19 protein-coding genes and 4 pseudogenes are annotated in these 25,734 nt (G+C 68.2%); 12 read left to right on the top strand and 11 right to left on the bottom strand.

Features of this window, described 5'->3' with window-relative positions:
- Positions 1–25 precede the first annotated feature (25 nt).
- Positions 26–1,135, bottom strand: coding sequence for an S-(hydroxymethyl)glutathione dehydrogenase/class III alcohol dehydrogenase (locus tag ISN38_RS14040; protein ID WP_206711858.1), 1,110 nt, complete (start codon positions 1,133–1,135; stop codon positions 26–28).
- 42 nt (positions 1,136–1,177) lie between these two features.
- The gene (locus ISN38_RS14035; RefSeq protein WP_004426052.1) at positions 1,178–1,453 is read right to left on the bottom strand and encodes a metal/formaldehyde-sensitive transcriptional repressor; all 276 of its coding nucleotides are present in this window, start codon (positions 1,451–1,453) and stop codon (positions 1,178–1,180) included.
- 377 nt (positions 1,454–1,830) lie between these two features.
- On the opposite strand from ISN38_RS14035, the gene ISN38_RS14030 reads away from it, so the two are divergent.
- The 3 genes and pseudogenes from ISN38_RS14030 to ISN38_RS20870 all read left to right on the top strand — a co-directional run.
- Positions 1,831–2,547 (top strand): response regulator, encoded by a 717-nt coding sequence (locus ISN38_RS14030; RefSeq protein ID WP_038237819.1) that lies wholly within the window; start codon positions 1,831–1,833, stop codon positions 2,545–2,547.
- A pseudogene (locus ISN38_RS20875) lies at positions 2,544–2,874 on the top strand (two-component sensor histidine kinase); the annotation flags it as partial. The gene ISN38_RS14030 and the pseudogene ISN38_RS20875, both read left to right, overlap by 4 nt.
- Positions 2,875–3,146: 272 nt before the next feature.
- A pseudogene (locus ISN38_RS20870) lies at positions 3,147–4,103 on the top strand (ATP-binding protein); the annotation flags it as partial.
- Positions 4,104–4,107: 4 nt separating this feature from the next.
- On the opposite strand, the pseudogene ISN38_RS14020 reads toward ISN38_RS20870, so the two are convergent.
- The 4 genes and pseudogenes from ISN38_RS14020 to ISN38_RS14005 all read right to left on the bottom strand — a co-directional run.
- A pseudogene (locus tag ISN38_RS14020) lies at positions 4,108–5,001 on the bottom strand (hypothetical protein); the annotation flags it as partial.
- Between the two features lie 29 nt (positions 5,002–5,030).
- A protein-coding gene (locus tag ISN38_RS14015) for an IS3 family transposase (RefSeq protein WP_108084527.1) occupies positions 5,031–6,163 on the bottom strand; the annotation gives its coding sequence in 2 pieces (ribosomal slippage) (positions 5,031–5,908 and positions 5,908–6,163; 1,134 coding nt in all).
- 157 nt (positions 6,164–6,320) lie between these two features.
- On the bottom strand, positions 6,321–6,875 hold the full coding sequence (locus tag ISN38_RS14010) for a hypothetical protein (protein WP_004426048.1): 555 nt from the start codon (positions 6,873–6,875) through the stop codon (positions 6,321–6,323).
- Between the two features lie 139 nt (positions 6,876–7,014).
- Complete coding sequence (locus tag ISN38_RS14005) at positions 7,015–8,379, bottom strand: glutamate--cysteine ligase (protein ID WP_047325267.1); 1,365 nt, start codon at positions 8,377–8,379, stop codon at positions 7,015–7,017.
- Between the two features lie 220 nt (positions 8,380–8,599).
- Here ISN38_RS14005 and ISN38_RS14000 point away from each other — a divergent pair, with 220 nt between their 5' ends.
- The 3 genes and pseudogenes from ISN38_RS14000 (at position 8,600) to ISN38_RS13990 (ending at position 10,671) form a co-directional block, all read left to right on the top strand.
- Positions 8,600–9,295, top strand: a complete 696-nt coding sequence (locus tag ISN38_RS14000) for a VIT1/CCC1 transporter family protein (RefSeq protein ID WP_003468902.1) — start codon at positions 8,600–8,602, stop codon at positions 9,293–9,295.
- A 219-nt stretch (positions 9,296–9,514) separates the two neighbouring features.
- Positions 9,515–10,354: pseudogene (locus ISN38_RS13995) on the top strand (helix-turn-helix domain-containing protein).
- Positions 10,355–10,446: 92 nt separating this feature from the next.
- Positions 10,447–10,671 carry a hypothetical protein gene (locus ISN38_RS13990; protein WP_241753941.1) on the top strand — a complete coding sequence of 75 codons (225 nt, stop codon included), beginning with the start codon at positions 10,447–10,449 and terminating at the stop codon, positions 10,669–10,671.
- Positions 10,672–10,838: 167 nt separating this feature from the next.
- Here ISN38_RS13990 and yihA read toward each other — a convergent pair whose 3' ends face one another.
- Complete coding sequence (yihA, locus tag ISN38_RS13985) at positions 10,839–11,462, bottom strand: ribosome biogenesis GTP-binding protein YihA/YsxC (protein WP_003468895.1); 624 nt, start codon at positions 11,460–11,462, stop codon at positions 10,839–10,841.
- A gap of 129 nt (positions 11,463–11,591) precedes the next feature.
- Between yihA and ISN38_RS13980 the strand changes: the two genes are divergently transcribed.
- The 4 genes from ISN38_RS13980 (at position 11,592) to ISN38_RS13965 (ending at position 14,886) form a co-directional block, all read left to right on the top strand.
- The gene (locus tag ISN38_RS13980) at positions 11,592–12,413 is read left to right on the top strand and encodes a c-type cytochrome (protein ID WP_003468893.1); all 822 of its coding nucleotides are present in this window, start codon (positions 11,592–11,594) and stop codon (positions 12,411–12,413) included.
- Between the two features lie 85 nt (positions 12,414–12,498).
- Positions 12,499–13,140 carry a thiol:disulfide interchange protein DsbA/DsbL gene (locus ISN38_RS13975; protein ID WP_047325270.1) on the top strand — a complete coding sequence of 214 codons (642 nt, stop codon included), beginning with the start codon at positions 12,499–12,501 and terminating at the stop codon, positions 13,138–13,140.
- Positions 13,141–13,256: 116 nt separating this feature from the next.
- The gene (locus ISN38_RS13970) at positions 13,257–14,090 is read left to right on the top strand and encodes a thiol:disulfide interchange protein DsbA/DsbL (RefSeq protein WP_058361496.1); all 834 of its coding nucleotides are present in this window, start codon (positions 13,257–13,259) and stop codon (positions 14,088–14,090) included.
- Positions 14,091–14,118: 28 nt separating this feature from the next.
- Entirely contained in the window at positions 14,119–14,886 is a 768-nt protein-coding gene (locus ISN38_RS13965; RefSeq protein WP_038237806.1) for an endonuclease/exonuclease/phosphatase family protein, read from the top strand.
- A 72-nt stretch (positions 14,887–14,958) separates the two neighbouring features.
- Here the strand turns inward: ISN38_RS13965 and ISN38_RS13960 are convergent, their stop codons facing one another.
- Positions 14,959–15,930 carry an IS110 family RNA-guided transposase gene (locus ISN38_RS13960; RefSeq protein ID WP_206711857.1) on the bottom strand — a complete coding sequence of 324 codons (972 nt, stop codon included), beginning with the start codon at positions 15,928–15,930 and terminating at the stop codon, positions 14,959–14,961.
- A gap of 409 nt (positions 15,931–16,339) precedes the next feature.
- Positions 16,340–19,225 (bottom strand): TonB-dependent receptor, encoded by a 2,886-nt coding sequence (locus tag ISN38_RS13955; RefSeq protein WP_058358838.1) that lies wholly within the window; start codon positions 19,223–19,225, stop codon positions 16,340–16,342.
- A 462-nt stretch (positions 19,226–19,687) separates the two neighbouring features.
- Between ISN38_RS13955 and ISN38_RS13950 the strand changes: the two genes are divergently transcribed.
- Both ISN38_RS13950 and ISN38_RS13945 read left to right on the top strand, forming a co-directional pair.
- A complete protein-coding gene (locus tag ISN38_RS13950; RefSeq protein WP_206711856.1) occupies positions 19,688–21,643 on the top strand; it encodes a transglycosylase SLT domain-containing protein in 1,956 nt (651 codons plus the stop codon).
- Between the two features lie 88 nt (positions 21,644–21,731).
- Positions 21,732–22,967 carry a multifunctional CCA addition/repair protein gene (locus tag ISN38_RS13945; protein WP_003468722.1) on the top strand — a complete coding sequence of 412 codons (1,236 nt, stop codon included), beginning with the start codon at positions 21,732–21,734 and terminating at the stop codon, positions 22,965–22,967.
- Positions 22,968–23,550: 583 nt separating this feature from the next.
- Here ISN38_RS13945 and nagA read toward each other — a convergent pair.
- Both nagA and ISN38_RS13935 read right to left on the bottom strand, forming a co-directional pair.
- A complete protein-coding gene (gene nagA, locus ISN38_RS13940) occupies positions 23,551–24,705 on the bottom strand; it encodes an N-acetylglucosamine-6-phosphate deacetylase (RefSeq protein WP_047325273.1) in 1,155 nt (384 codons plus the stop codon).
- A complete protein-coding gene (locus tag ISN38_RS13935) occupies positions 24,705–25,733 on the bottom strand; it encodes an SIS domain-containing protein (protein WP_003468717.1) in 1,029 nt (342 codons plus the stop codon). Before ISN38_RS13935 ends, nagA begins: the two co-directional genes overlap by 1 nt.
- Position 25,734 lies beyond the last annotated feature (1 nt).

Below are 25,734 nucleotides of genomic sequence, written 5' to 3'. Positions count from 1 at the left end.
GCCGCGCGCCGGACTGACCGTCAGGTCAGAAATGGATCACGGTGCGGATCGACTTGCCTTCGTGCATCAGGTGGAAGGCTTCATTGATCTCTTCCAGCGGCATGGTGTGGGTGATGAACGGATCCAGATCGATCTCGCCATGCATCGCCTGCTCCACTATGCCCGGCAATTGGGTGCGGCCCTTGACGCCGCCGAACGCGCTGCCGCGCCACACGCGGCCGGTGACCAGCTGGAACGGACGCGTGCTGATCTCCTGGCCGGCGCCGGCCACGCCGATGATGACGCTCTCGCCCCAGCCCTTGTGGCAGCACTCCAGCGCCGAGCGCATCACGTGCACGTTGCCGATGCACTCGAAGCTGAAATCCACGCCGCCATCGGTCAGCTCGACGATGACTTCCTGGATCGGCTTGCTGTAGTCCTTCGGGTTGATGCAATCGCTGGCGCCCATGCTGCGCGCCAGATCGAACTTGCCAGGATTGGTGTCGATGGCCAGGATGCGCCCGGCCTTGGCCTGCACTGCGCCCTGGATCACCGCTAGGCCGATGCCGCCCAACCCGAACACGGCCACCGAATCGCCCGGCTTGACCTTGGCGGTGTTGTGCACCGCGCCGATGCCGGTAGTGACGCCGCAGCCGAGCAGGCACACCTTCTCCAGCGGCGCTTCCGGGTTCACCACCGCCAGCGAGATCTCCGGCACCACGGTGTATTCGCTGAAGGTGCTGCAGCCCATGTAGTGGAAGATCGGCTGGCCGTTGTAGGAGAAACGGGTAGTGCCGTCGGGCATCAGACCCTTGCCCTGAGTGGCGCGCACGGCCTGGCACAGGTTGGTCTTGCCCGACAGGCAGAACTTGCACTTGCGGCATTCGGCGGTGTACAGCGGGATCACGTGGTCGCCGACCTTGACGCTGGTGACGCCCTCGCCGATCGCCTCGACGATGCCGCCACCTTCATGGCCTAGCACGGCGGGGAAGATGCCTTCCGGATCGTCGCCCGATAGCGTGAACGCATCGGTATGGCAGACGCCGGTGTGGGTGATGCGGACCAGCACCTCGCCCTGGCGCGGCGGTTCGACGTCGATCTCCACGATCTGCAGCGGCTGGCCGGCTTCGAAAGCGACGGCGGCACGGGATTTCATGAGGTTTCTCCTGGAAGAACGGGTTGGGTCGTGGGGTTCGGGTCACTTGAGGTAGGAGCGCACCAGCATGCTCATCTCGCGCACGCGCGCGGCGCGCTGCGTCTCCGAGGCGGCGGCGTGGCCGAATTCTTCGCGGATATGCGCCTGCATCACCTCCGACATCAGGCCGTTGACCGCACCGCGGATCGCGGCGATCTGCTGCAGCACCGCCGCGCAATCGGCGCCGCCTTCCAGCGCGCGCTCCAGCGCATCGGCCTGTCCGCGCACGCGGCGGATGCGGCCCAGGACGCGTTTCTTCTCGTGGGGCGTGTGCGGCATGTGGCGACCTGAGAACTATACTGGGGTACAGTATATTCCTCAGCGCGCAAAAGAAAACGCCCGCGCCATTCCGGATCGGAAATGGCACGGGCGGCTGGAACCGTTCGGCGTGGAGCGGAGCGGCAACGCGCGGCCGGCACGGCGCCATCCGGGCGGTTCGCCCGGCGTCGCGGCGATGGAGCGTCAGCGCTTTGTGTCCGCGGGTGTCTGAATACGACACACAGCCGCCATGAGCCCGCCGCCGTCACTGCCTATCATGATCCGGCGATCACACGCCCGCCTTGCACCCAGCAGCGATGGCCTCTGCCCGCACCAGTTTCAGACGGTAGCGGCCGCGTCTAGACTGGCCGTATTCCGAGCGGCCGCCCTTCAAGATCATGGATATGCAATCGTTCATTCTGGTGGTCGACGACGACCCCGATCTGCGCCGGCTCATCAGCGAGTTCCTGCAAGAGCACGGCTACCAGGTGGAGGCGGCGGAAAACGTCGCCGACATGCGCCGGCTGATGGCGATACGCCAACCCGACCTGGTGATCCTGGACGTGATGATGCCCGGCGAAGACGGCCTCAGCGCCGCGCGGCAGCTGGCCAGCGAGCGCGGCGCGCCGGCGGTGATCATGCTCAGCGCGCTGGGCAGCGACACCGACCGCATCATCGGCCTGGAAGTGGGCGCCGACGACTACCTCGCCAAGCCGTGCAATCCGCGCGAGCTGCTGGCGCGCGTGCGTGCACTGCTGCGTCGTAGCCAGGCGGCGACGCTGCCGCCGGAGGCGCGCGGCAACGTCTACGAATTCGCCGGCTGGCGCCTGGACGTGATCCGCCGCGACCTGCGCGACCCCACCGGCATCTTCATCAACCTCTCCGACGGCGAGTTCGCCCTGCTGCGCACCTTCGTCGAACATCCGCAGCGGGTGCTCAGCCGCGATCAGTTGCTCGACTACGCGCGCGGCCGCGACACCGAGGTCTACGACCGCGCGATCGACAGCCAGATCAGCCGCCTGCGCCGCAAGATCAACGAACGCGTGCAGACCGAACTGATCCGCACCGTGCGCAACGAGGGCTACATGCTGCTGCCGAGCGTCGCCCGGCTGTGAGCGCGCCCAAGCAGCGGGGCCGCCGCGGCGTCTCGATCTTCGCCCGCACCTTCCTGCTGCTGCTGGCCGCCCTGCTGACCGCGCAGCTGATCGGCATCGCCTTGCTGGTGCTACGCACGCCGGTCTACGAAATGCCGGTGCATCCGCCGGAAGTGATCGCGCTGCTGACCACCAAGATGCCTGCCGGCACGCAGACCTTGAAGGTGCACGACTCCAGGCAGGCGCCGCTGCCGGCGCCGGGGCAGGTCCGCGACCGCTTCGCCGAATTCATGCTGACCAACTGGCTGGACGTGGCGCCGGAACAGGTGCGTTTCTATCGCAGCAGCGACGACAAGCTCCCCAACCCGAACTTCACCCAGGAAGAACGGATCCGCCTGCGACCGCGGTCCGGCCCGCCCGGCGACGCGCGCTTCCTGCACGATGCAGCGCCATCGTTCGCCAATGCCGACGCACCGCCGCAGGCACCGTTCGACGCAGGCACAGACCCGGATGCAGACGCGCTGCCGCCGGCTCCGCCGCCAACAAGCAACGCCACCCGCGGCAGTCTCGGTACCGCGCCGCGCGCAGCCGGTTCGCGCTGGCGCGAGCGCGGCCTGGCCCCTGCATCGCCATTGCTCGGCGGCTTCACCGCCGCATTGCAGCAACCCGACGGCCGCTGGCGCAGCGTGGTGTCGCCGCCGCGGCGTTTCTCCGCCGCGTTCAAGACCCAGGTCGCGCTGCTGTTCGTGGCCGGCCTGCTGGCGATGTTGCCGCTGGCGTGGTGGTTCTCTCGCGCGCTGGCCGCGCCGATCCGCCGCTTCGCCGAAGCCGCCGACCGGCTCGGCCGCAATCCCGATGCGCAGCCGCTGCAGCGCAGCGGTCCCAGCGAAATCGTGCAGGCCGCCGACTCGTTCAACGCCATGCAGGCGCGCCTGAACCGCCTGATCAACGAGCGCACGCACACGGTCGCGGCGATCGCCCACGACCTGCGCACCCCGCTGGCGCGCCTGGCGTTCCGCCTGGAAGGCCTGCAGCCGCCGCTGCGCGACAAGACCATCGCCGACATCGACGAAATGAAGGCGATGATCTCCGCAGCGCTGGACTTCATCCACAACGACAGCCGCCGCAGCACCCGCGCACCGCTGGATTTCCGCCTGTTGGTGGAGAGCGTGGTCGACGACGCCAGCGACACCGGCGCCGAAGCGAGCTTCGTCGCCGGCCAGGCCATCACCCTCGATGGCGATCCGTTGTCGCTGCGGCGGATGGTGATGAACCTGCTCGAGAACGCACTGAAGTACGGCAAGCGCGCGCGCCTGCAACTGCAGCACGACGGCACCGACTGCGTGCTGTGGATCGACGACGACGGCCCCGGCATCGACCCGACCCAGCACGAGCAACTGTTCCTGCCGTTCTTCCGCGGCGAGAACTCGCGCAACCGCGACACCGGCGGCATCGGCCTGGGCCTGTCGGTCGCGCACAGCATCGTGCTCGCCCACGGCGGCGAGATCACCCTGACCAACCGCCCCGAGGGTGGGCTGCGGGTGTGTGTGGAGTTGCCGTGCCAGGCGGTGGCGTGAGCATTCAGGGCAAATGGCCTGCAAGCGCCGCGTAACCCCGACCGTGGCGCTCTGGCACGGCCGCAGTCCGGCTGCGCTGCGCGTGCCTTTCCTGCTGCAGCGCGGCCTTCATCCTGGCAAGACCGTTGGGATTGGGCCACCCCGTGAACGTATCGAGAATGGTGTCGCCACGCATCAGATAGAACGTCGGCGTATCGATACTTTTCAGAAACTTCCAGTCGCTGCGCCGATACATCAGATGCATCGGCAAGGTCGGCTGGCCTCGATTCCACGTCAGGATCCCATCGACGGGTGGAGTCGGGCCAGGCGCGACAAGCAACACGAGCACCTCCCGCAACCAACGGTCGTCCTCGTTGGCGACGATCTCAGCGAGCCCGTTCACCGAGAAATGGCAATCCGGATGGACAACGGCGAACACGGCCAGGCGACGCTCGCGCGATGCGAGAGAGCGCACCACGGCATGCGTCGGCGAGTCGATGTCGATCACACGCCGGGAATCGGCCTTCTGCGCAAACGAAAGCGCGGGCAAAGGCGCGACCGGCCGAGTGGGCAATGACGCCAGTATCCGGTTCGCCTCGTCGAAGCGGCTAATCGAAGCCAAGGCTTCGGCATAGGAGATGACATGCCAGCGGGTAATCCGCCCTTGCGCTTGCAGCCGCCGGTACAGACAACCGATCTTGCGCACATGCCTGGGGTCCAACGAATACCCCTCGGCAAGCACTGTCGCCCTGAACAGATCGTCGTCGTGGATAGGGGCGCCAGCCTTGCCGCAGGGATCGATGGCGCCGGCGATGCGTTCGTACCTGTCCACGACCGCCTCCGCTCGCTGCGCACCGGACTGATCGGGCAGACTCTGGTTGTAGTCCGCCAGCGCATCATAGAGCGAAGGCTCAGGCGCTGACCTGCCCCCACCGTCCGTACCAGTGATTACTGATAAAGCCCTGGGTTGAAGGTTACTGCGTCGTTGGTTTGTTGTGTACGGTAGTTGGCGGCGAACTGTGCCGGCGGGATGCGACCACAACTGCTATGCGGCCTGATCTCGTTGTAGTGGCGTCGCCAGTCTGCGATCACGTCCCGCGCTTGTGCCAACGAGGTGAACCAGTGCTCGTTGAGGCACTCGTCGCGGAACTTGCCGTTGAAGCTTTCGATGTAGGCGTTCTGCGTGGGGGCACCCGGCTCGATCAGGATGTGCTCGATGCCATGTCGCTGTGTCCAGGCAATGAAGGCGCGACTGGTGAACTCCGGGCCATTGTCGGTACGGACCGCGCGTGGATAGCCACGGAAGCACGCCGCCTGATCGAGCAGCCGCACCACGTAAGCGCCGCTGATGCCGTGATCCACGGCAATGTCCACACTCTCGCGAGTGAAGTCGTCGACCACGGTCAGGCACTTGATGCGGCGTGCGTTGGCCAACGTATCGAACACGAAGTCCATGCTCCAGGTGTCGTTCGGCATGGAGGCCGCCAGCAGTTTCTGGCGCTCGCCTAGCGGACGCTTGGCCTTGCGCCGCTTGCGCACCTTCAGCTCGGCTTCCTCATACAGGCGATAAATCTTCTTGTGGTTCACGGACGGAAACTCCGGGCGCAACAAATCATGCAGTCGGCGATAGCCGAAGCGGCGGTGGGCCTGGGCCAGCTCGACCAGCCGCGCGGACAGCGCCTGCGTGGCTGGCGTCGGCACGGGTTCGTGGCGGAAAGCATCGCGGGACAGCCCCGCAAGGCGGCAAGCCCGGCGCTCGCTCAACGCGGTGTGTTCGAGCATTCGTCGGATTGCCTCGCGCTTGCGTTGCGGGGCTAGCGTTTTACCCCGAAGCCGATCTTCAGCGCTTCGATGTCTAGGTGCGCTTCGGCCAGCAACTTCTTCAGCCGATTGTTCTCGACCTCCAGTTCTTTCAGCCGCTTGGCCTCGTCGGCCTCCATGCCCCCGTACTTGGCCCGCCACTGATAAAAACTGGCTGGGCTGAAGCCATGTTGGCGGCACAACTCCGCCACGGCCATGCCCGCGTCGGCCTGCTTGATGAACCCGATGATCTGCTCGGTGCTGAATCTGCTCTTCTTCATGTCCGTCCTCTTGGCTTGACGGACTTTACAGCTTCAGATGGTATGACTCAGTGGGGGCAGGTCAGCGCCTCTCGGGCCTCTGCACCACAGAGCAAAGGCGCCACCATCGCAAGGATGGCGGCGCCGACAAGACACCGCAAGCGGCGCGACATGGACATCAGCAACCAGTCATGCAAATCATATCCAAACTCTCCACGCAGGTGTGCGGGGTTAGACATTTGTAACCGATGTGATCGTCATCTTGCCCCCTGCCAGGAGTCGGGTAGGCCCGATTCACGTTTATATCCTCCTCCCCATCAACACGCATCTTGTGCATGGACGAAATCGTGCTCTCCAGGCCGAATAGCGACAGCAGACGGTAAGCCTGGCTTGCGGAAAGTTCCGCTTCGATATCGCCGTAAGTGAACGATGTCACGCCCGTCTCATTGAACCTCAACGACTCGACAAAGCGTTTCTTTGCAGCAGGGGAAAGCAGGTTGAGCGGGCTGGACGCATCCTCTTTCGCCAGGTATTCCTTGAGCAATGCGGCAGAATGGATCGGCGCGGTTCTCAACCGCAATGCCTTTTGCTCGGCCTGCGCATCCGTCAACTCGGCAGCCATCTGTTCGGCAGCGGCATCAAGCGGAGGATCTTTGGCTTTGCCGCAAGGACTCAGGAAAAGTCCCGCGCAAAACAACAAGGCGACGAGCATCCCATTTATCTTCTGGCTCATAAGTATCCCTTTACGAATTCAATTACCCCCTGTGACGGGCACTCTACCCACCCATTTTTTTGGCTTCAACTCTTACCGCTGAAACAGGAGCGTGATGCTGCGCGTACCGCCGAACCGCATCAGCGCAGATCCGCCCAAGTCAGTAAGCGAACTCGGAGAACACCGGATCCACATCGCCCTGCCACGCACCGTGATACAGCGCCAGCTTGCGCTCGGCCGCGGTCTCGCCGGCGTGCAGGATCTCCACCAGCGGTTCCAGGAAGCGCGATTCGTCCTGGCCGTCGCCGTTCAGGCGGGCGCGGCGGCGTAGGCCGTTCAAGGCGATCTTCACCGATTCGGCGGCGAGGTCCTGCACGGTGCCGTTGCGGAACGGCAGCTTCAGCGCCTGCTTCGGCACGCCGTCGCGCAGCGCGTGGCGTTCGACCAGGCTGAAATCCTTGACCAGGTCCCAGGCCGCGTCGAGCGCGGCATCGTCGTACAGCAGGCCGACCCAGTACGCCGACAACGCGCACAGCCTGCCCCACGGGCCGGCGTCGGCGCCGCGCATTTCCAGGTATTTCTTCAGCCGCACTTCCGGGAACGCGGTGGTCATGTGATCGGACCAGTCGCGCAGCGTCGGCAGCGCACCCGGCAGCGCCGGCAATTTGCCCTGCATGAAATCGCGGAAGCTCTGCCCGCTGGCATCGACGTAGGTGCCGTCGCGGTAGGAGAAGTACATCGGCACGTCCAGCAGGTAGTCGACATAGCGCTCGTAGCCGAAGCCGCCCTCGAACACGAAGTCGAGCATGCCGGTGCGGTCGGCATCGGTGTCGGTCCAGATGTGCGAGCGGTAGCTGAGGTAACCGTTGGGCTTGCCCTCGGTGAACGGCGAGTCGGCGAACAGCGCGGTGGCGATCGGCTGCAGCGCCAGCGACACGCGGAACTTCTTGATCATGTCCGCTTCGCTGGCGTAATCCAGGTTGACCTGCACCGTGCAGGTGCGGGTCATCATGTCCAGGCCGAGCGAGCCGACCTTGGGCATGTAGTGTTTCATGATCTGGTAGCGGCCCTTGGGCATCCACGGCATTTCGTCGCGGCGCCACTTCGGATGGAAGCCCATGCCGAGGAAGCCCAGGCGCAGTTCGTCGGCGACCTGCTTGACCTCGTTGAGGTGGCTGCCCACTTCCACGCAGGTATCGTGGATGGTCTCCAGCGGCGCGCCCGACAGTTCCAGCTGCCCGGCCGGTTCCAGCGTCACCGAGGCGCCGTCGCGCAGCAGCGCGATGGTGTGTCCGCCTTCGCGTACCGGCTCCCAGCCGAAGCGGGTCAGGCCGGTCAGCAGGGCCTCGATGCCGCGCTCGCCGTCGAAGGTCGGCGGGCGCAGGTCGTCCAGGCGGAAGCCGAACTTCTCGTGTTCGGTGCCGATGCGCCACTGCGCTTCGGGCTTTTCTCCGGAGGCCAGCACCTCGACCAGTTCGGTGCGATCGGTGATCGGCGTCTCGGCAACGTGGCTGGGGCTCGACAAGGGCAGGCTCGCACGGAAGAGGGGGCGATGTGGGGATGGCCCGCCAGCATCGCAAGGGCCGCACTATAGCGTGACCGGCGCGAAGCCCACATCGCTACCGGCGGTGCTGCAGCATTCCACGATCCGCGTGCCTGGCAGCGGCGAGAGTGAGACGCAGCAGCGCCGACCGCGCAGCGCTGGGCTAGGCTGCAGGCCTGTTCCCCCACCGTGCAGGCATCCGATGCGCCCCTCCCATTCCGAACTGCATCGCGGCGACCGCGCCGGCTGGCTGCGCGCGGCGGTGCTCGGCGCCAACGACGGCATTCTGTCGGTGGCCGGGCTGGTGGTCGGCGTGGCCAGCAGCGGTGCGCCGGCGCCCGCCGTGCTGGCGACCGGCATCGCCGGCCTGGTCGCCGGCGCGATGTCGATGGCCGCCGGCGAATACGTCTCTGTGCAGTCGCAGGTGGATACCGAACGCGCCGACCTGGCGATCGAGCGCCTGGAACTGCGCGAGGATCCGCAAAGCGAGCTGGACGAACTGGCCGGCATCTACCGCCAGCGCGGGCTGGACGCGGCGCTGGCGCGCCAGGTCGCCGAGCAGCTGACCGCGCACGATGCGCTGGGCGCGCATGCGCGCGACGAACTGGGCATCACCGAGACCCTGCGCGCGCGGCCGCTGCAGGCCGCGCTGGCGTCGGCGGCCGCGTTCTGCTGCGGTGCAGCACTGCCGATCCTGGCCGCGCTGCTGGCGCCGGCCGGCAAACAAGTGTGGGTGACCGGCGCGGCGACGCTGCTCGGGCTGTCGCTGACCGGCGCCTTGGCGGCCCGCGCAGGCGGCGCGTCCGGGGTGCGCGGCGCGCGGCGCGTGGTGTTCTGGGGTGCGGCGGCGATGCTCGCCACCGGCGCGGTCGGCCGTCTGTTCGGCGTGCAGATCTGATCCGACGCTGCACAGCCTGCGCCAAGGCGATTCCTTTCCGGCATTGCAGCGTGCCATCCGGCCTCTCGCCAGCGGTGGCGACACGGACCGCGGCGCCCCCCCCCATCGCGACTGCAATCACCTTCGGCCGCTTCGGATCGGAAATACGCCGACCGCGGGCCGCATCATTTCAGCGACGCCGCGCATGCGCCGCTACGCACTGCGGTAGCACCGCCAGCGATGGCCGACACCCACGACCCCGAATTCCTGCTGCTCGCGCGACTGACGACGCTGGTGGAGTACGAACGCGCCGAAGGCTACGCCTGCATCGCCGCGCGCCGCGAACACGGGGCGCACTCGGTGGACATTCTGCGGCCGCAGCTGGCGTTCTTGCTGCAGGGCCGCAAGCAGGTGCGCACGGCGACGCAGACGCTAGAATGCGTGGCGGGCGACCTGTTCCTGGTCACCCGGCGCTGCCGCATCGACGTGGTCAATACCCCCGACCCGCACAGCGGCATCTACCTAACCGCGGTGATCCGCTGTGCGAAGAAGCGCTGAGCGCTGAGCGCCGCGCGCACGCTGTGGAACGAACCGCTGCCCGCGGCCAGCGCGCAACTGGCACGGCTGCGCGCGGTCGAGTTCGGCAGCGCCTTGCTGCAGTGGCGGCAGGCGCTGCAGGACGGCCACTACACCGAAGCCAAGCTGGCGCTGGCGGCGCTGGTGGTCGCGTTCTGTCGCCGCGGCCATGGCGGCCTGCTGCCGCCGGCACCCAGCATCGCCGCGCAGGTGCGTGAGTTGATCGCAGCGCAGCCGCAGCGCGCATGGCGATCGCACGATCTCGAAGACAGCCTCGGCCTGAGCGGTGCGACCTTGCGCCGGCATCTGGCCGGCGAACGCACGTCGTTGCGCGAACTGATCACCGACGCACGCCTGGCGCATGCGATGGAACTGCTCTACACCACGCGCTGGCCGCTGAAGACGCTGGCCGCGCGCGCCGGCTACCGTTCCACGCGCAGCTTCAGCCAGCGCTTCCAGCAGCGCTACAGCCTGGATCCGGCGCGCATCGGCAATCAGGACTGAGCGCCGCGCGCAGCCGAATGAGCGAATCGCGCAGCGCCGCACGCGCAGCATGCAGGTACCGCGGCGAAGGCCGCTTCCGCTGGAATCTCTCGATGCCTGTTTCCGTCTCGCGTCCGCTGGCCTTGCTGGCGCTGGCCGCCGCGATCACCCTGCCGCTGCCGCCGGCCGCGCCCACCCAGCACGTCCCCGGCGTGTACCGCCAGGCGATCGGCAGGCTGCGCGTCACCGCGCTGTTCGACGGTACGGTGCCGCTGCCGCGCGCGCAGTTGTCCAATCCGGACGGCGACGCGATCGCGCGCCTGCTCGACCATCGCTGAAGAACAGCCGCGGCGCGCCTGAGCCCCGCTCTCACCGGGGAGAGCGGTTGGGGTGAGGGTCCGGCGCGAAAGCGTCTCGAAGTGTTTGGGGCGGCCGCGCCCGCCGCTTGCGATCGATCGCCAACAGCGCCTGCGCAGAAGACACCGGAAGTCCGGCGCCGCCGCACTCACTGCGCGGCGGGCGGCTCCGTGTGCAGGCCCAGCCAGCCGCCGACGATGGCACGCGCCTCGTCCACGCCCTGGCGGGTCTCGCCGGAAAACAGCTGCACGCTGACCGTGTCGCCGAAGGAACTGGACAGGTCCTTGCGCACCTGCTGCAGCGCCTGCGCCTGCTGGCCGCGGCCGAGCTTGTCGGCCTTGGTCAACAGCGCATGCGCCGGCAGGCCGCGCTGCACGGCGTAGCCGAGCATCTGCCGGTCGTAGTCCTTCAGCGGGTGGCGGATGTCCATCACCACCACCAGGCCGCGCAGGGCCTCGCGGGTGCGGAAATACCTGTCGATGAACGACTGCCAGTGCGCCTGCAGCTCCAGCGGCACCTTGGCATAGCCGTAGCCGGGCAAGTCCACCAGATAGCGCTCGGGCTGGATCTGGAAGAACACCAGCTGCTGGGTGCGGCCGGGGGTCTTGGACACGCGGGCCAGCGCGTTCTGCCGGGTGAGCGCGTTCAGCGCGCTGGATTTGCCGGCGTTGGAGCGGCCGGCGAAGGCCACCTCCCAGCCCCCGTCCTCCGGCAGCTGCCGGGGGTTGTGGGCGGAAAGCAGGTATTGGGCACGTTCGATGAGCAGTGACATGGCGCTAGGATCGCACGTCCGCCTGCCCGGGCGGGGTTCGTTGACCGGCAGGGCGCCACGCGCGGATAATCGCGCGAGTGCGGTCGCCGGCCTGGCAGCCGCGGGTTGGGTCACACGGAGCTTCAGCTAATGCGCCACGCTCGCGTTCTTGCCTTTGCCGGCCTAGCCGTTTCTATCGCCGCCGCGGTCGCGTTCGCGCAGACCTCGGTGGTTCCCATTCCCGACAACGCGCCGGTACGCACCGCACCGCTGGAAGGCGACGTCGGCAAGGTCGCCTGGGGCGATCCCAAGGCCGGCCAGACCAAGGCCGCCGCCTGCGCCGCCTGCCACGGCGCCGACGGCAACCCGGCGCTGGCGATGTATCCGCGCATCGCCGGCCAGAGCGAGCGCTACAGCGCGCGGCAGATGGCCTTGATCGCGCACGGCGAGCGTACCTCCGGCGCGGTCGCGGCGATGCTGCCGTTCGTGCAGCCGCTGAGCGCGCAGGACATGCGCGATATCGGCGCCTATTTCGCCACGCAGAAGGCCGGCGCCGGCATCGCCGACGACGCGGTGGTCAGCGAAGGCCCGTATGCCGGCATGAAGTTCTACGAGGTCGGGCAGCAGCTGTACCGCGGCGGCGATCCGGCGCGCGGGATTCCGGCGTGCATGGCCTGCCACGGCCCCACCGGCGCCGGCAACCCCGGTCCGGCGTATCCGCATCTGGGCGGCCAGCACGCCGACTACGTGGCGAGGCGCCTGCAGGAATACCAGTCCGGCACCACCCAGGAACGCGATCCGACCCCGTTCAAGATCATGGCGCAGGTGGCCAAGCCCTTGACCGAGCAGGAGATGAAGGCGCTGGGCAGCTACCTGCAGGGCCTGCACGATCGCGCCGACGATGCGGCCGCGGCGCAGGCCGCGCCGGTACCGGCCGCGCCGCAACCGGCGGCGCCTGCGCAACAATCCTGAGCGCGCGCCGCCGCCGCGGCGCCGCACCACTTCCCCCTCGCGCCGGTCGTCACGACCGGCGTGCTTTTTTCGCCATGGAGATCGCATGAACCGTCTGTCCCGCCTGCTGCTGTGCCTGCTCACCCTGTTGCCGCTGAGCGCCTACGCGCAGCCCAAGACCGCCGCCCTGGTCGAAGGCGAGGACTACACGCTGATCGCCAAGCCGCAGCCGTTCGCGCCGCTGGCCGGCAAGATCGAGGTGGTGGAGCTGTTCGGCTACACCTGCCCGCACTGCGCGCACTTCGAGCCGATCCTGGAAGAGTGGACGCGCAAGCAGGGCAAGGACGTGCGGGTAACCCTGGTGCCGGCCGCGTTCGGCGGTTTCTGGGACAGCTTCGCCAGCGCCTTCTATGCCGCGCAGAAGTTGGGCGTGCAGACCCGCAGCCACCACGACCTGTTCGAGGCGATCCACGACAAGCACAGCGTGCCGGTGCAGAATGTGGCGCCGGAGGAACTGGCTGCGTTCTACGCCGCGTACGGCGTCAAGCCGCAGGACTTCGTCGCCGCCTACGAGAGCCCGCAGGTGACTGCGCAGGTCAAGGCTGCGCGCGACTTTGCCGCGCGCAGCGAGATCCCCGGCACCCCGGCGCTGGTGGTCAATGGCAAGTACCTGGTCAAGGGCAAGAATTTCCCGGACATGCTGCGCATCGCCGATGCGCTGGTCGCGCGCGAGCGCGCTGGCAAGTAATCCCGGCCGCACCCGCCACACGGCGCTTCATCCACGCCATGGCATCATGATGGGGTTGCCAGCCGCGCTTCCGGCGCGCTTGGCGTTCGCCCCCCATTCTGCTGGAGATGCCGCCGATGAAGATCCGCTTCGCCCTGACCCTGATGGCCCTGTTGCCGATCCTGGTCGCATGCAAGGCCCAGGACGGCACCACCGATACCGTCGCCCCGGCGGCCGCCGCGCCTGCCGCCGCCACGGCGGCGCCCGCCACCGGCGCCAGCGACACCGCCCCGGCTGCGGCTGCCGGGAACACCTCCACGGCGAACGACACCACGACACCGCCTGCCGCCGACACCCCGACCGCACCGGCCGCGGCGCGGCCCCCGAGCGGCGCCGAACCGGTCGCCGGCACCGACTACATTGACATCCCCGGCGGCCAGCCGTTCCAGCCGACCAATGGCAAGATCGAAGTGGCCGAAGTGTTCGGCTACGTGTGCCCGGCCTGCGCGCGCTTCCAGCCGCAGATCGGCCCGTGGAAAGCCGGCCTGCCCTCGGACGTGCACTTCGTCTATGTGCCGGCGATGTTCGGCGGCACCTGGGACGACTACGCCCGCGCGTTCTACGCCGCCGAGGCGATGGGCGTGCAGGAAAAGACCCACGAAGCCCTGTACAAGGCGATCCACGTCGACGAGACGCTGAAGGGCGAACGCGGCCGCGACTCGGTGCAGGACATCGCCGGCTTCTACGCCAAGTACGGCGTGGATCCCAAGCAGTTCGCCGACACCATGGGCAGCTTCGCGGTCAGCAGCAAGACCAACCGCGCCAAGCAGTTCGCCGTGCGCAGCGGCGTCACCGGCACGCCGTCGCTGATCGTCAACGGCAAGTACCTGGTCAAGGGCAAGAACTACGACGACATCCTGGGCATCGCCGATCACCTGATCGCACGCGAACGCGCGGCGCTGGCCAAGTAAGCTCCCGCCCCCACCAGGCCGCGCCGCCGTGACTGCCCCCGCCACCCGCACGCTGCGCGTGCTCACCGCCAATATCCAGGCCGGCTCCAGCACGCGCCGCTACAGCGACTACGTGACCCGCAGCTGGTCGCATGCGCTGCCGGCGGGGAGCAAGCGCAGCAGCCTGGATGCGATCGCGCAGCTGGCCCGCGCGCACGACATCGTCGGCCTGCAGGAAAGCGATCCGGGCAGCCTGCGCTCGGGCTTCACCAACCAGACCCACTACCTGGCCGAGCGCGCCGGCTTCAACTACTGGAGCCACCAGCCGAACCGGCGCATGGGCGGCGTGGCCTCCAGCGCCAATGGCCTGCTCAGCCGGCTGGAGCCGGTCGAGGTGCAGGACCATCCCCTGCCCGGCCGGCTCGGCGGGCGCGGCGTGCTGCTGGCCAAGTTCGGCGACGGTGCGGAAGGACTGGCGATCGCGGTGGCGCATCTGTCGCTGGGCGCCAACTCGCGCACCTCGCAACTCGCGTTCATCGCCGAACTGTTGTCCGACCATCCCAACGCGGTGCTGATGGGCGACTTCAACTGCGTCGCCGACCGGCCCGAAATGCAGGCCCTGTACAAGCGCACCCGGCTGCAACCGCCGGGCTGCGTGGTGCCGACCTTCCCCAGCTGGCGCCCGCAGCGCGCGATCGACCACATCCTGGTCAGCGACGGCCTGCGCTGCAACGAACAGCGCGCAGTGTCCGCCGCGTTCTCCGACCACCTGGCTGTGGCGACCGAGATCGAAGTGCCGCAGGCGCTGCTGCGTTAGCCAGCGGCTGCGTTTCCTGTGCGGCATCCATTCGCTGCGCTGCTGCGTTCCCTGTAGATACCGTCTTCCCCCCTAACAGACAAGGGTCTTTTGAGGATCGAAGGGCGTGCGTGATTTGAGCACGCCGTAGGCGATGTGCAGCAGCTTGCGCATGGCGGCGCAGATGATCTGCTTGTTGGCCTTGCCACGCTCGCGCATGCGCTGCTTCAGCGCACGGACGACTGGGTTGTGGGTCATGGCGACCAAGGCCGGCAGGAACAGGCCGGCGCGCAGGCGCGGGGAGCCGGTGCGGGAGATGCAGACCTGGCCCTGACGCTTGCCGGACTCCTGCAGCCGGGGGTTGAGCCCGGCAAAGGCGGTCACTGCCGAGGCATGGGCGAAGCGCTCCACATTGCCCAGTTCCGCCAGCATCAACGCCGCGCTGGTGCCGGCGATCCCGTCGATGCTCACCAGCAGTTCGCGCTGCCCACGCAAGGTGGGGTCCTGATCGATCTGGTCGTCGATGGCCCGTTCGATCTGCGCGATGCGCGCCTGCAACTGGCCGATGTTCTCCAGGAGCGAGTCGCGCACCACCAGTGCTGCGACGTCTAAGCGGTTGCGCTCCATCTGCAGCATCTGCAACAGGTCGTCCCGGCGCCGCACCAGCGCCTTGAGCCGCTTGAGCGCCGGCGGATCGGGCTGCCAGGGCCGCAGCTGGGCCGCATGGCGCTGGCCGTAGCTGGCGATCAGCTTGGCATCGCTGCGGTCGGTCTTGACCCGGGTTAGCTGGCTGCGTGCATACAGCGCCATCTGCGCCGGATTGAGCACGCACACGCGGTATCCCAACCCATACACGAACTCGGCCAGGGCCCCGTGGTAGGTGCCGGTGGCTTCCATCACGATCCAGCTGTCCGCCTGCGCATGGGTTTGCAGCCACGTCTGCAGGATCTGAAAGCCCTTCGGATCGTTGGGGAGCTTGGCCTTGGTGCGGTACTTGCTGTTGGCCAGGTCGATAGCCAGGTCGAAACTGCGTTTGGCGACGTCGATGCCGACGACTGGGGACATGAGCGATTCCTCCATCGTGGGGTGAACACGATCATCGCTGCGCCCGGTCCTGCCTTATGGATGCGAGTTCACGCCAGCGGCGGACTCTGGATACCGTACGGACATCGTGGGCCAGCAAACGGAGGGCGGGAGCCGATCTACAGCACAAGCTCGAAGCTTCAGGAGCGACTGGACTTCCGGCACCTCCTCCGATGATCAGTCGGAAGACATAACGCCGTAGGGGCCCTATGTCCAGATACAAGGAGCGGCTTCAGCCGCGACATGGCCTTGTCGGAGAGTATCTGTCGCGGCTGAAGCCGCTCCTACAGAATCGGTCGCGACGGGATCTCTCGGTAACGCCCGTCGCGATTGATGGCCCGAGGCCACCCGGAGTCGCTCCCACAAGTGACCGCTTCCGGATCGAAGGCGGCTAGAACTTCAGGTCCGCACGCACGTACAGATAACGGCCGCCGGGGATGTCGTAGGTGGACGCGTCGTAGCCGTTGAGCGAGCACGACAGGCAGATCGGCGGATCCTTGTCGAACACGTTGTTGACGCCGCCGCTGACGGTCAGGCCTTTCATCCAGTCGAAGCGATAGCCAAGTTGCACGTCGTGGTAGGTGATCGCATCCAGCGTGTTGCTGCCGGCGGCCTGATTGCTGCACACCGGAAACGCCACAGCGTCGCCGCACTGCTCGGTCAGTTCGGAAATGTGCCGCACCGTCCACGAGGCGTTCCAGCGGTGCAACGACCAGTCCAGGGTCAGGTTGCCGGTCCACTCCGGGATCGAACTGTCCACCACTTCCACGCCCGGTTGCTGCGGCTGCACCTGGCCGGCGGCGCCGGTGGCGACGTAGCGGGTGACGAAGGTGTTCTTCAAGCCGATCTTGAAGCGCCCGGCCGCGGTCTGCGGCGAGGTCCAGAACAGGTCCACGTCCCAGCCATCGGTCTTGATCGAACCGAGGTTGGTCAGGCGGTTGTTGAAGCCGTTGATGCCGCCGGTGGAAGCGCGGGTGATGCCGTCGCAATAGGTCGCGTCCAGCGTGTCCGCGCACAGGTCGAGCTGGGTCTGCGCGTTGATCGCCTGGATCGCGCCGTCGATGTCGTGGCGGTAGAAGGTCACTTCGACGTCGAAGCGGTCCGACCACGGCACGTTGCTGGCGAACCACGGACTCCACACGAAGCCGGCGCTGAAGCTGCGCGCCTTCTCCGGCTCCAGCGCACGGTTGCCGCCGGTGGTCACCGAGATCTGCGAGTTGGCCTGCTGGTAGCCGGCCGGCACGCCGAGCGCGGCGCAGTTGCCGGCGCTGCCGCGCGGCGCGGTGCCGCCCAGGCCGACCGAGCATGGATCGGACAGGGTCAGGTCGGCGCGCGCCGCCGAGCCGTACAGCTCGCCGATGGTCGGCGCGCGGAAGCCTTCGGCATAGCTGGTGCGCAGCACGAAGTCCGGCGACACCTGCCAGCGCAGGCCGTACTTCGGGGTGAACTCGCCGCCGAAGGTGGAGTAATCCGAATAACGCCCCGCCAGGCTCAGGTCGAGTTTGTCGCCCAGCGGCGAGTCGGCGAAGATCGGCACGCTCAGTTCGAGATAGGCCTCCTTGACGTTGTAACTCCCCTCGGTCGGCAACGACGGCACACCGTTGTAGTGGCCGATCACGGTCAGCGGATCGGGCTGGTAGAAGCCCTCGTACTTGCGGTACTCCACGCCGGTGGCGAAGGACACCGCGCCGGCCGGCAGGGTGAACAGGTCGCTGCTGAGGTTGGCGGTGAACTGGGTCAGCTCGTTCTGGCTGCGGTCGCGCACCACCGGCTGGATCCAGCGCAGCATCTCCGGGGTGATGCTGCCGGCGCCGCCGAAGATGTCCAGCGGCACGCAGCCGGCCACTGCCGCGCAGGCGGCAGGATCGCCCAGCGCCAGGTTGATGTTGTAGATGTTGTAGCTGCCGTAGTTGGTCTGCTCGGCCTTGTTCTTGCTGTAGGCGCCGTTGACGTCCCAGAACCAGGTGCGGTCGGCGCTCTCGAAACTGCCGATGAAGCCGGTGCCCACGTACTGGGTGTCCACGCGCTGCTCGAACACGCGCGCACCGCCTTCCACCGGCCGCCGCCCGATCATGACCAGGTTGCTGGACGAATCCAGGTCGAAGCCGAACGGGTTGTACGGATTGGCCGCGGAAATGACGATGTTGTCGGCCAGCGGATTGCCGGTGCCGGCATCGGGGCCGAGGAAGATCGGCTCTGGCCCGGCCTGGTTGGTCGACTCGCGGCGGTTGCCGAGCAGCTTCAGGTACCACTGCACGTCGTCGTTGAAGAAGTAGCGGAACTGGCCGAACACGCCCTTGCGCTCGGACGGTGTCAGCAACAGGTTGGAGGCGGCAAAGTTGTAGCGGTCGCTGCTGCCGAAGCAGTGGTAGCCGTCGCGGCGCGTGCAGCCGGCGGTGCCGTCGTAGGTCGGGGCGCCAGCACCGCTGTTCGGCGTCAGGTCCTGCTCGGCGCCGGTGACCGGATCGACGAAGATGAAGCGGCCGTCCGGCGTGGCCGAGCTGCCGAAGCTGAGCCCGGTGCCAGGCACCGGATACAGCGATTGTTTGCGATCGCGCGCATAGATCGGATCCTGCTTGGTGTAACTGGCGCCGAGGAACAGGCTGGTGCGTTCGGTGCTATGGCCCCAGGCCAGGTCCACGCCCTTGCTGGCGCCGTCGCCCTTGTCGAACTGGCCGTAGTTCAGCGTGACCTGGCCGCCGTCGAACTTGCGCCGGGTGATGATGTTGACCACGCCGGCGATCGCGTCGGAGCCGTACAGCGACGAGGCGCCGTCCTCCAGCACCTCGATGCGCTCGACGATGGCCAGCGGAATGGTGTTGAGGTCGGTAGCCGCGCCCACGCCGGACGCCGAGGACTCGTTGACCCAGCGCATGCCGTCGACCAGCACCAGCACGCGTTTGGCACCGAGATGGCGCAGGTCCACCTGCGCCGAGCCGGCGCCGACGCCACTGCCGTCGGGTGGGAAACCGAAATTGCCGGAGGAGTTGAACTTGGTGTTCAACGCCGAGCCTGAAGCGGTGAGTTCCTGCAGCACGTCGCCGATCGAGGTCAGGCCGGTGCGTTCGATGTCGGCGCGGCTCAGCGTCTGCACCGGCACCTGGCCCTCCAGCTCGGCCTTGCGGATGCGCGTGCCGGTGACCTGCACGCTGTCCAGGGTGGTGGCGGACTCGGGGGCAGCGGGCGCGGCCTGCTGGGCGATGGCCAGCGCGGGCGAACCGGCCAGCAAGCACAAGGAAACCGCGAAAACCAAAGGATGGCGGTGCAGGCAATTCATCCGTCTCTCTCTCCAGAAAGGATGTGGGTCGGCCGCTGCGACCCCCTCCACCGCGACGGCGTGGTTCACTTTGTAAACAAAACGTAAACCCTAAGCAAGCAATCGGACTACGATTCGGACTGTCCTGGACCGACTGGACGATTTCGTAGACATGGCGGTACGCATCGCCGCAGTGCGCCCGGTCGCGGCAGCGCATCGCGGCCTGCGACAGTGCGCGGCGGACACGGCTCGATGCAACGCCAAGCACGTGGCGCATACAGCGCATGGCAACGGCCGCTGCGCTGGCGCCAAGCGCAGCGGATGCTGGATCCAACCAGCGCCCATGCCGCACCCGACAGCACTGCGCAGGCAGCGCTGGGCCACAGCGCACCCCCTGCACGCCCTTGCCCCGCTGCGCTCGCGTCGCCGTGGCAGCCAAGCCCTTGCCACGTCGATTCATCGGCGTTCGGTATAGTCCGGCGCATGAAATTGCGCACGTCTGTCCTGCTGCTCGCCGCCGCGTTGTGCGGCTCTGCCCCTGCCCTCGCCCAGACCCTGGACGCCCAGCGTCCGGCGCTGCGCACGGCGATCGACGCCGCCGAGCGCGGCCAGTTCGATCCCGTGCAGGCGGCCGCCTTCAAGCAGCACCCGCTGTACGGCTGGCTCGAATACGCCAACCTGCGGCGCAATATCGACCGCGTCTCCGATGCGCAGGCGCAGGAGTTCCTCAAGCGCTACGCCGGGCAACCGGTGGCCGAGAGCTTCCGCACACTGTGGCTGCCGGCGCTGGCGCGGCGCCAGGATTGGCCGGCGCTGCTGGCCAACTGGAAGCCCACCGACAACGCCGGCCTGCGCTGCGCCCAGCTCAACGCGCGCCAGGCCACCGGCCGCGCCGATGCGCAATGGATCGACGAGGCGCAGGCGCTGTGGCGCAGCAGCGGCAAGTCGCTGCCCGATGCCTGCGATGCGGTGTTCGCGGTGCTGCAGGCGCGCGGCGGCATGAACGACACGCTGCGCTGGGCGCGGGTGGAAGCGGCGGCCGATGCGCAGCAGCCGGCGGTGATGCGCGGCGCCGCGCGCGGCCTGCCCGCCACCGAACTGGCCCAGGCCAACGACTACGCGGCGTTTCTGGACGCCGTGCACATGCGCGCGCTGACCTGGCCGAAGACCGAGCGCAGTCGCAAGGTGGTGGTGGACGGCCTGGAGAAACTGGCCAAGACCGATGCGGACGCGGCCGAGCGGCAATTGCCGCAATTCGCCCAGGCGCTGCAGCTGAGCGAGGCGCAACGCGGCGAGGTGCTGTACCAGATCGCGTTGTGGACGGTGGCCTCGTACGGACCGGATTCGGCGCGCCGGCTCAACGCCGTACCCGACAGCGCCTACGACGAACGCCTGCACGAGTGGCGCACGCGCGAGGCGATGGCGCGTGGCGACTGGCCGGCGGCGCTGGCGGCGATCCGCAAGATGGCGCCGGCGCAGCGCAGCGATTCGCGCTGGGAGTATTTCGAGGCGCGGCTGGCGGAGAAGACCGGCAATGCCGGCGAGGCGCAGCGGCTGTACCGCGAAGCCGCCAAGTCCGCCACCTTCCACGGCTTCATGGCCGCCGACCGGCTCAAGCAGCCCTACGCGCTGTGCCCGTGGGAACCCAACGAAAGCGCGCAGGGGCAGGCCGCGGTGGCCCGCGATCCGGCGCTGGTGCGTGCGCTGGAACTGTTCAAGATCGACCGCGCGGCCTGGGCGGTGGCCGAATGGAACGATGCACTGACCCGCTTCGACGACAGCCAACGGCGCATGGCGGTGGAAGTGGCACGCGACAACGGCTGGTTCGACCGCGCGGTATTCTCGCTCGGCAAGCTGCCCGACGAACAGCGCCTGTATGCGCTGCGCTTCCCGCTGTCCCACGACGCCACGATCCGCCGCGAAGCGGGCAAGAACGCGATCGACCCGGCCTGGGTCGCCGCCGAGATCCGCGCCGAGAGCATCTTCAATCCGAACGCGCGTTCGCCGGCCAATGCGATGGGCCTGATGCAGGTGTTGCCGGCCACCGGCGCCAGCGTAGCCAGGAACCTCGGCCTGGCAGGTTATGGCGGCGCCGCCAGCCTGTACGACCCGGACACTAACATCGCCATCGGCACCGCCTACCTGCGCCAGCTGTTGAACACCTACGGCCTGCCCTACCTGACCATCGCCGCCTACAACGCCGGCCCCGGCCCGGCGGCGCGCTGGCAGACCCAGCGCCCCGGCCACGACGCCGACTTCTGGATCGAGACGATCAGCTACAAGGAAACCCGCGAATACGTCGCGCGCATCCTCGCCTTCAGCGTGATCTACGACTGGCGCCTCAACGGCGACGCGCTGCCGGTCAGCGACCGCATGCTCGGCAAGCGGGATGCGCCGCGCAAGAAGTTCGTCTGCGCAGGCACCGGAAACGCGCAATGAATCCCTGCCGTTTCGTTGCGCAGGGAAAGCACAGCGCCGACGCAGCCGCTTTTCCGGGTCCCGAGTCCCGAGTCCCGAGTCCCGAACGATGAAGACCTACCTGGTCGGCGGCGCCGTCCGCGACAGCCTGCTCAAGCAGCCGCCCGGCGACCGCGACTGGGTCGTGGTCGGTGCCACCCCGCAGCAGATGCTTGAGCTGAGTTACAAGCAGGTCGGCCGCGATTTCCCGGTGTTCCTGCATCCGCACAGCGGCGAGGAATACGCGCTGGCGCGCACCGAGCGCAAGTCCGGGCGCGGCTACCACGGCTTCGTCGTCGATGCCGATCCGTCGGTGACGCTGGAAGAGGACCTGCAGCGCCGCGACTTCACCATCAACGCCATCGCCCGCGACGAGGACAGCGGCGCGCTGGTCGATCCGTACGGCGGCGTGCGCGACATCGAGCGGCGCGTGCTGCGCCATATCGGCCCGGCCTTCGGCGAAGACCCGCTGCGCGTGCTGCGCGCGGCGCGCTTCATGGCGCGGCTGGCCCCGCTGGGTTTCAGCGTGGCGCCGGAAACGCTGGCGTTGATGCGCGCGATGGCGGCCAGCGGCGAACTGGACACGCTGGTGCCCGAACGTGTGTGGCAGGAACTGCGGCGTAGCCTGGCATCCGCACAGCCCTCCGCGTTCCTGCGCACGCTGCACGAGGCCGATGCGCTGCGCAGCGTGCTGCCGGAACTGGAGGCGCTGTACGGCGTGCCGCAGCGCGCCGACTACCATCCCGAGATCGACACTGGCCGCCACCAGGAACTGGTCAGCGACATGGCCGCACGGCTCGCACCGGGCGATACGTTGGTCGGTTTCGCCGCGCTGACCCACGACCTGGGCAAGGCGCTGACCCCTCCCGCGGAATGGCCGAAGCACGTGATGCACGAACAGCGCGGCGTCGCCCCGCTGCGTGCGCTGTGCGAACGCCTGAAGCTGCCGCAGGAGCACCGCCAGCTGGCCGAGATCGCCTGCCGCGAGCACTTGAACGTGCATCGCCTGGCAGAACTGCGCGACCGCACCGTGCACGAACTGCTGCAACGCTGCGACGGCTTCCGCAAACCCGAACGCATCGCGCAGCTGGCGCTGGTGTGCGAAGCCGACAAGCGCGGCCGCCTCGGCAGCGAAGACGCCGACTACCCGCAAGGCCGCACACTGCAGCGCCTGCACGCCGCGGCGCTGGCGGTCAACGCCCGCGATCTGGCCGCGCAGGGCCTGAGCGGCCCGCAGATCGGCGAGGCGCTGGCGAAGGCGCGGATCAGGGCGATCGGCGCAGCGCGCGGCACGCATGCGGACTGACGCGGCCTGTTCCGCCACCCCACGCGTATCTCGCCCGCTCTTCTTCCATCTGTTTACGGGAAAACCCTGTAGGAGCGGCTTCAGCCGCGACGGGCTTTACCGGTGAAGCCTGTCGCGGCTGAAGCCGCTCCTACACGGCTCGCGAATAGCCTGCTGAGTGAACTGTAGGAGCCGCTTCAGCCGCGACAACTTCCGACGCAGGAAGGCCCGCCGCTGCGTTCGTCGCGACTGAAGTCGCTCCCACAAGGGCTCCACCGGCGCACGGCGCGGCGAGGCCTATTGTGGGAGGGACTTCAGTCCCGACTGCATACCAGTTCGGGAACTTCAGCACTCCGCTCGTCGCGGCTGAAGACAGTGCCGTAGTTCGCCGGCATCGATCAGCGCCGGCAGGCCGTCGCCTTCGCCGTCGTAGTGCAGGTTGTCTTGCTATAGATCGCCGTGCAGCAGTACCGGCGGCTGCACCGGGATCAGCTGCGGCAAGTGTGCGTACAGCCGTTCCAGGCGCGCCATGTCGGCGGGGACCAGAGCGGCGTTGCGCAGCGTGCGCTCCGGCTGCGGGCGCAGATGCTCCCCATCCTTTTCATCAGCGACTTGCTTCCACCGCCCCAGCGATCCAGGTCTGCCGCACCTGCAGCGCGGCGTCGAGCAGCACCAGGTCGGCCTGGTAGCCGGGTGCGATGCGGCCGTAGCGATCGTCCAGACCCAGGCATTGCGCCGGATACAGCGAGGCCATGCGCGCGGCTTCGTCCAGGCTCACGCCCAGCCACTGCACGCTGTTGCGGACCGCGCTGGCCATGTCCAGCGCCGAACCGGCCAGCGCGCCGGCGGCATTGCGCACCACGCCGTCCACCGCGGTGATGGTTTCGCCGTACAGGTCGAAGCTGGGGCTGTCGGCGCCGACCATCGGCATCGCGTCGGTGACCAGGAACAGCGTGCCGCGCGGCTTGGCCGCCAGCGCCACGCGCAGGCTGGCCGGGTGCACGTGCACGCCGTCAACGATGATCCCGCACCAGGCATCGCGCTCTTCCAGCGCCGCGCCGACCGCGCCGGGATCGCGTCCCTGCAGCGGCGACATCGCGTTGTACAGATGGGTGAAGCCGCACACGCCCGCATCCAGGCCGGCGCGGATCTCGTCGTAGCTGCCGGCGGTGTGGCCGGCGAACACGCGCGCGCCGGCGCCCGCCAGGGTGCGGATACTCGCGGCCGGCAGCCGTTCCGGCGCCAGCGTGATCAGGGTGACGCCGTTGTCCAGCGAGGTGGCCAGCGCCAGTTCGGCGGCATCGGGCACGCGGAACTTGTCCACGTTGTGGGTGCCCTTGCGCGCCGGCGCCAGGTACGGCCCTTCCAGGTGGATGCCGAGCACGCCCGGCACGCCTTCGGCGATGGCCTGGCGGGTCGCGGCGATCGCCGCGCACATCACCTCCAGGTCGTCGCTGATCAGCGTCGGCAGGTAGCCGGTGGTGCCGTAGCGGCGATGCGCCTGGCCGATGCGGCGCAGCGCGGCGACGTCGGTGCTGTTGTTGAACAGCACGCCGCCGCCCCCGTTGACCTGCACATCGATGAAACCCGGCAGCAGCGTGCCGCCGCCCAGGTCCAGTTGCGTCGTTGCCGCAGCCGCGCGTGCGTCGCCGTCGTCGAGCACGGCGGCGATGCGCCCGCCGTCCAGCAGCACGCTCACGCCATCGAGGAAGCCGTCCTGGCCGAGCACCCGCGCATTGCGCAGCGCCGTCGTCGTCATTACACCGTCTCCGTCACTTTGTTCAGATGCGGCGGCAGGTCCGGGTTGTAGCCGCGGCGCAGCGCCAGCGCGTTGATCGCGCGGTAGAAGCTCTGGATGGTCAGCAGCGGCGCGCACACCGGGTGCGGCGCGGCGACCAGCGGCAGATCGCTGTCGGCACTGGCCAGCCACACCTGCGCGCCGCGGCCGCGGAACTCCTCGGCCAGGCTGCGGGTGCCGGCGCCGGTTTCGTCCGGCTGGGCGAAGGCCAGCACCGGGAAGCCGGGGCCGACCAGCGCCATCGGCCCGTGCTTCACTTCCGCCGAGCTGTAGGCCTCGGCATGCAGGCCGCAGGTTTCCTTGAACTTCAGTGCCGCTTCCTGCGCCGCGGCCAGGCCCAAACCGCGGCCGAGCACGAACAGGTTGTGCGCATCGACCAGGCCGTCGGTGAGCGGGCGCCAATCGGCCTGCCACGCGGCGCGCAACGCCTGCGGCAGCGCGTTAAGCGCGGCGAGCAACGCCGCATCGTTCTTCCAGTGCGCGCCGAGTTGCAGGATCGCCGCCAGCGAGGCCAGGTAGCTCTTGGTCGCGGCCACGCTCTTTTCCGGGCCGGCGCCGAGCGCGATCACGGTGTCGGCCAGCTGCGCCAGCGGCGAATCCTCGACGTTGACCAGCGCCACCACGCGCGCGCCGGCGGCCTTGGCCGCCTCGGCGTTGCGCAGCAGGTCAGGACTCTTGCCCGACTGCGAGATCACCACGTACAACGCGCCGCGCAACTGCAGCGGCGAGGCGTACACCGATCCCACCGACGGCGAGGCAGAGGCGGTGACCACGCCGAGCTGGGTCTCGAACAGGTACTTGGCGTAGGTGGCGGCATGGTCGGAACTGCCACGCGCGCAGGTGACCACGAACGGCGGCGGATCGGCGCGCAGCGACGCGGCCAGCGCGCTGACCACAGCATGGTTGCGCGCGAACTGCGCGGCGACGACATCAGCGGTTTCCGCGGCTTCGCGGAACATCAGGGTTTCGGTTTCGGTGGGCAATGCCATG

The organism is Xanthomonas translucens pv. undulosa (assembly GCF_017301775.1).
In the GTDB taxonomy this organism is placed as follows: domain Bacteria; phylum Pseudomonadota; class Gammaproteobacteria; order Xanthomonadales; family Xanthomonadaceae; genus Xanthomonas_A; species Xanthomonas_A translucens.
Note: the sequence above shows the minus strand (reverse complement) of the source record. Positions and strands in the feature narration are given on the sequence as shown.